This window comes from Myxococcus vastator (assembly GCF_010894475.1).
Taxonomy (GTDB): Bacteria; Myxococcota; Myxococcia; order Myxococcales; family Myxococcaceae; genus Myxococcus; species Myxococcus vastator.
Window position 1 is genome coordinate 1 of record NZ_JAAIYB010000541.1, and the last position, 5,128, is coordinate 5,128.

General features: G+C 71.3%; 4 protein-coding genes. 1 reads left to right on the forward strand and 3 read right to left on the reverse strand.

What is annotated here, in order from left to right; genetic code table 11:
- Window positions 1-302: 302 nt before the first annotated feature.
- On the reverse strand, window positions 303-1,448 hold the full coding sequence (locus G4D87_RS33340) for a glycosyltransferase family 4 protein (RefSeq protein ID WP_163786722.1): 1,146 nt from the start codon (window positions 1,446-1,448) through the stop codon (window positions 303-305).
- Between the two features lie 78 nt (window positions 1,449-1,526).
- On the opposite strand from G4D87_RS33340, the gene G4D87_RS33345 reads away from it, so the two are divergent.
- Window positions 1,527-2,636 carry an acyltransferase family protein gene (locus G4D87_RS33345; protein WP_371928639.1) on the forward strand — a complete coding sequence of 370 codons (1,110 nt, stop codon included), beginning with the start codon at window positions 1,527-1,529 and terminating at the stop codon, window positions 2,634-2,636.
- On the opposite strand, the gene G4D87_RS33350 is transcribed toward G4D87_RS33345, so the two are convergent.
- Together G4D87_RS33350 and G4D87_RS33355 are read right to left on the reverse strand one after the other, a co-directional pair.
- Window positions 2,590-4,491: an LTA synthase family protein gene (locus tag G4D87_RS33350; RefSeq protein ID WP_205507814.1), complete on the reverse strand. Its 1,902-nt coding sequence runs from the start codon at window positions 4,489-4,491 to the stop codon at window positions 2,590-2,592. The two genes, G4D87_RS33345 and G4D87_RS33350, sit on opposite strands and share 47 nt — an antisense overlap.
- A 160-nt stretch (window positions 4,492-4,651) precedes the next feature.
- Window positions 4,652-5,128, reverse strand: a 477-nt coding sequence (locus G4D87_RS33355) for an ROK family protein (RefSeq protein WP_163786725.1), incomplete at its 5' end; no start/stop codon positions are given.

Here is a 5,128-nt window from a genome sequence, read left to right on the forward strand (position 1 = left end):
GAACCCCCCGACGATGCCCACCCCGCCCAGCCGGGGAATCGGCCGGACATGGACCTTCCGGCTGGAGTTCGCCTGGTCCAGCCACCCCCACGACAGGGCCCGGTCGCGCACCAGCCGCGTCAACGCCAGGGCCACCAGCAGCGAGACGAAGAAGGCGACGAAGAGCGTAATCATGGGGCGCGCACCGTCCGCACATCGTGGCGGCCGTTGGCTCCACGCGTCAATGCACGCTGGGGTGCGATAGCATTGTAAAGCAATGGGCCCTTGCGTCCGCCTGTCGTCCAACCAGGCAGGCGCCCCTTCTAGACGGTCCGCGGCGAGCGGAGAAGCGTCTCGTAAAGGATTGACGTGCGCGCGGCGATGTCCCGCCACGTCATGTCCCGCACCGCCGCCTGCGCGGCTTCACGCAACCGGAGCAGGCGAGCGCGGTCCTCCGCCAGCGAGCGCAGCGCCGCCACCTGGGTGTCGACGTCTCCCGTGGGCACCAAACACCCCGTCTCGCCGTCACGCACGACCTGGGGCGCCACGCCCACCGGCGTCGCCACCGGCGCGAGCCCGCTGGCCATGGACTCCACCAGCACCATCCCGAAGCCCTCCCAGTGGTTGGGGAAGAACAGCACTTCTTCACTCCGGAGCAGGCGCGGCAGCTCGGCGCGTGGATAGCGCGGCACCACGCGCACACGTTCGCGCGCCCCAGCGGGGAACGCCGCCAGCACCTCCGCCTCCGGGTTGCCCGTGCCGTACAACGTCAGCGTGAAGGACACGCCTTCGGCGTGCAGGCGGGTGGCGGCGGCGACCATCTCCGCGCGCCCCTTGTGCGGCAGCCAGCTCCCCACGCACGCCACCCGCAGCGGCGCGCCGGGCGCGGAGGGCGTTGGCGAAGGCAGTCCCTGAAAGGCCGCATCCAGCCCATGGGGGATGACGCTCCACCGACGCGCGGGCACGCCCAGCCGCTGCGCCGCGTAGGCGGCATCCCGCGTGTTGAGCAGCACCGCATGGTCCGCCCGCAGCAGGGACTGGCGCACCTCCCAGAGCCGGTAGCCGCCGTGGTACAGCGGGTACTTCCAGCTCAACGTCAGGTGCCCCGCACGGGCGTCGGCGCGCAGCCGCTCGGAGAGGGTGTGCTCCAGGCCGTGGCTGCGCGTCACCAGGGCATGGCGGGCTCGCGCCCCCGGACGGCCCAGGCGCATCCAGGGCCACGCATCCCCGGTGGTGATGTCCAGCACGTCGTACCGGCTCGCGACCCGCAGCAGGTGCGCGGTCAGCTTCCAGGGGAAGCGCAGCTCGTGCACCGTGGCGTGGTGCCGCAGGCCGGGATAGGCGTCGCCGTAGCTGAAGTAGTCCACCTGGCAGCCCCGCGCCGCCAGCGCCTGCCCCAGCGCGAGCGTCACCCCCGGCGCGCCCATGTCCGGATTCAGGGGATGGTGGATGCCAAACAAGACGCGCATGGGAACGAAGGCGGCCCTCTCCTGCCTGCTTTTCATGGGTGTGCGGCGTGGGCCACAATGCCACCGTTTCCCGTCCCCATGTCCCCGCATTCCGCTCCCACGTTGCAGACGCGCCTCGACTCGCGCCGCAACAACCTGGACTTCCTGCGCTTCGCCGCCGCGGCGGGCGTGCTGTTCAGCCATGCCTTCCCGCTGGGCGAGGGCAAGGGGACGGTGGAGCCGCTGGAGTCCTTCACCCGGGGACAGCTCTCCCTGGGGCGGCTGGGCGTCGCGGTGTTCCTCATCATCAGCGGCGTGCTCATCACCCGCAGCTGGGAGCGGACGCCCGACGCGGCGCGCTTCATCTGGGCCCGGGCGCTACGCATCTTCCCTGGCCTGGGCGCCATGCTGCTGCTGACGGTGGGGGTGCTGGGGCCGGCCTTCACCCGCCTGCCCCTGGGCGACTACTTCACGGCCCCGGACTCGGCCCTGTACCTGCTGGGGAACTTCGCCCTGAGCTGGCCCCAGTGGCACCTGCCGGGCGTCTTCGAGGCGAACGCCTACCCCCACGCCGTCAACGGCTCGCTGTGGACGCTGAAGTACGAGGTCGGCTTCTACGTGCTGACGCTGGGCCTGGGCCTGACGGGCCTCTTGCGCAGGGGCGTGGTCGTCCTCGGCTTCGTGGGCGCGGCGGTGGCCCCCTTCGTCACCGGGCGGCTGGGCTTCTGGCCGGAGCTGTACCTGTACTTCGGCGGCGGCGTGGCGCTGTACCAGTGGCGCGCGCACGTGCGCATGAGCCCCTGGGTGGCGGCGGCGTGCGTGGCGGGGTGGCTCATCACGGCCCGGCTCGGGTACGGTTGCAGAATCGCCACCGGCCTGCTGGGGGGGTACGTCGTGCTGTACCTCGCCTTCCGGCCCGTGGGGGCGCTGGCGGACTTCGGACGCCGGGGAGATTTGTCCTACGGCGTCTACCTCTACGCCTTCCCCGTGCAGCAGACCGTCTCCGCGCTGTTGGGCGGACGTACGGCGTGGTGGGTGAACGCGGCGGTGGCGCTCCCCTGCGTGCTGCTGCTCGCGGCGCTGTCGTGGCGGTGGGTGGAGCAGCCCGCCCTGCGGCGCAAGGACAGGCTCCCCGCGTGGGCGCGGCGTCCGGCGGCCCCCGTCACAGCGCTTCCTGAGACACCGCCCCGGCCGGCTGGGCCGCGCTGAAGTTGTCGCCCGCCAGCCGGTCATACGTGAGCAGGCGGTAGCGCCGCATCCAGTCCTCCCACGAGCCCGGCTCCCGCGCCGTGGGGACCTTGTCGCCCGCGGGCAGGTATTCGCCGGAGGCGTTGCGCAGCAGGTCTCCGCGGACGACGGGCAGCACCTTGGACAATTCGGAGACGAAGGCGAAGAAGCCCGGAGGCCGCAGCCCCGCCGTCTCGAGGATGCGCGGGGTGAGCATGCTGATGCTCAGGTGGATGTCCTGCCGGGGCACGGGGAAGTTCGTCCAAAGGATGACGGGGACCTCCGCCATGCGCTCGCGCTGCGCGTCCGTCCACGGCTCCTGGATGTAGCCGGCCTCGCGGTAGGTCGCGTAGTCCGAGCCCAGCATCGGCAGGTGGTCCCCGAAGAGCACCAGCAGCGTCTTGCGCTCACGCGCCTCCAGCCAGCGCACCAGCCGCTCCACGGCCGTGTCCATCTGCCGCAGCTTGTGCACGTAGTTCTTCAAGAGCAGCCGGTTGTCCGCGGAGAGCTTCTCCCCCTGCACCTCGATGCGCTCGTCTCCGGTGAGCGGCAGGTTGTAGGGCCCGTGGGTGGACATCGTCACGGCCATGATGAAGCGCGGCTGACGCTCGTCGGAGAGCTCGTGGAGGATGTGGTCGACGACCTCCTCGTCCGACACCCAGGGCCCCTCCAGCCGGGGCGACGGGAAATCCGTGAGCGACTGGAACGTGTCGAAGCCCAGGAGCGGGTACACCACGTCGCGGCTCCAGTAGAAGGCGTGGAACGGGTGGATGGCCACCGTCTGGTAGCCCGCGCGGCGGAACAGCGACGGCAGCGCGTCCACGGGCCGGAGCACATAGTGCTGGTAGGGGACCGCGCCATCCGGGGCGAACGACGAGGACATGCCCGTCAGGAGCTCGAACTCCGCGTTGGCCGTGCCGCCGCCAAAGGCCGGGCTGATGAGGTTGCCCGAGCTGTGGCCCGCCATGAGCGACCGCACGAAGGGCAGCGGGTCCTCGCTGAAGGGGATGCCCAGCCGCGTCGGGTCCCAGAGCGATTCAGCCATGAAGACGACGACGTCGACGGGCTCCTGGGGCGCGGCGGGCACCACGCCCGGAGGGACGCCCAGCGCCGCGTGCACCTGCGCCTGGGAGTACTCACTGCCCGGCCGCAGCCGCGGCCCCTCCCAGTTCCAGAGCATCATCAGCGTGAGCCCGTTCATCTGGAAGTTGGAGCGCTGGTCCCACACCTGGTCGTAGATGCCAAAGCGGTTGAAGACGCGCCGCACGGGCAGGTGCTGCTGGAAGATGATGACCAGCAGGTACGCCACCGCCGCCAGCGCCAGGTTGAGGCGTCCGGCCCTGGGCAACGGGTACCGGGGCGTGCCGCGCGCCACCGCGCGCCACATGACGGCGAACATGGCCACCAGCAGCAGGCACGAACCGATGGCCGCCACCGCGCCGCCGCCGGGCAGCAGCGTGGGCGCCAGCGCCGTCACCTGCCGCCACTCCAGGAAGTCCCAGGGCATCAGCGGCCGGTCGATGAGCTGCACCTTCCGGATGTGCAGGGTGACGGTGAAGAGCATCGCCGCGGCCACCAGCGCCCCCGAGATTCCCACCCGGTTCGTCACCGCCCACAGCAAGCCCGTCACCGCGGAGATGACCCCCACGCTGAGGAGCATGGAGTAGGTGTTGCGCTGGGTGAAGCCCTCCAGTCCGGCCGACGAGAAGACGGCGATGGTCAGCTCCATGGCCACGACGAGCACCGCCGAGGCCAGGATGACGCCCACCAGCGGCCACAGGTTGGAGGGGGGCCGCTGGAAGAACAAGGTCTGGGGAATCCGTGTGCGGAGTGCCAACGACAGGTGCCTCCAGTCTTCGACCAGGGAGCGGGAAGGCGCGGAGCCTACCTGACAGGCCCCCGGGCATTCCATGCGCCTGGGGTCTGGTATCCGTCGTCTGCCACACTGTGTGCGAGCGGGCGTCCGACGGAGCGCCCCAGGCCTCGTGTCCCGCGACTCACTTCATGGGCGGCTGGGCCAGCAGCGCGGCGCCAATGGCACCGGAAAGTTCTCCCAGCTCCGCGACGCGCACGGGCGGCTGGCGCTCGGGGACGAAGAGGTGCGGGCGCATGGCCTCGTGGATGTGGCCGGCGAACTCGGGCCCCAGCCGCGTGCCCAGGCCTCCGCCCAGGACGACGGCCTCCACGTCCAGCAGGTTGATGGCGGAGGCCAGCCCCGCGCCCAGCATCCGCACCGCGCGGCCGATGAGCCACGTGGCCAGCGTGTCCTCCTGCGCCAGCGCCCGGGCCCAGATGCTGCTGGTCAACCGGGTGCGGCCCCGCTTCCGCATCAAATCGAAGAGCACCGTCGTCTCGCCCTGGCGCACGGCCTTGTGCGCCCGGCGCTCCATGGACGCACGGCCCGCGTAGGCCTCCAGGCAGCCGCGCCGGCCACAGCCACAGCGGGCCCCGCCCGGCTTCACCACCATGTGGCC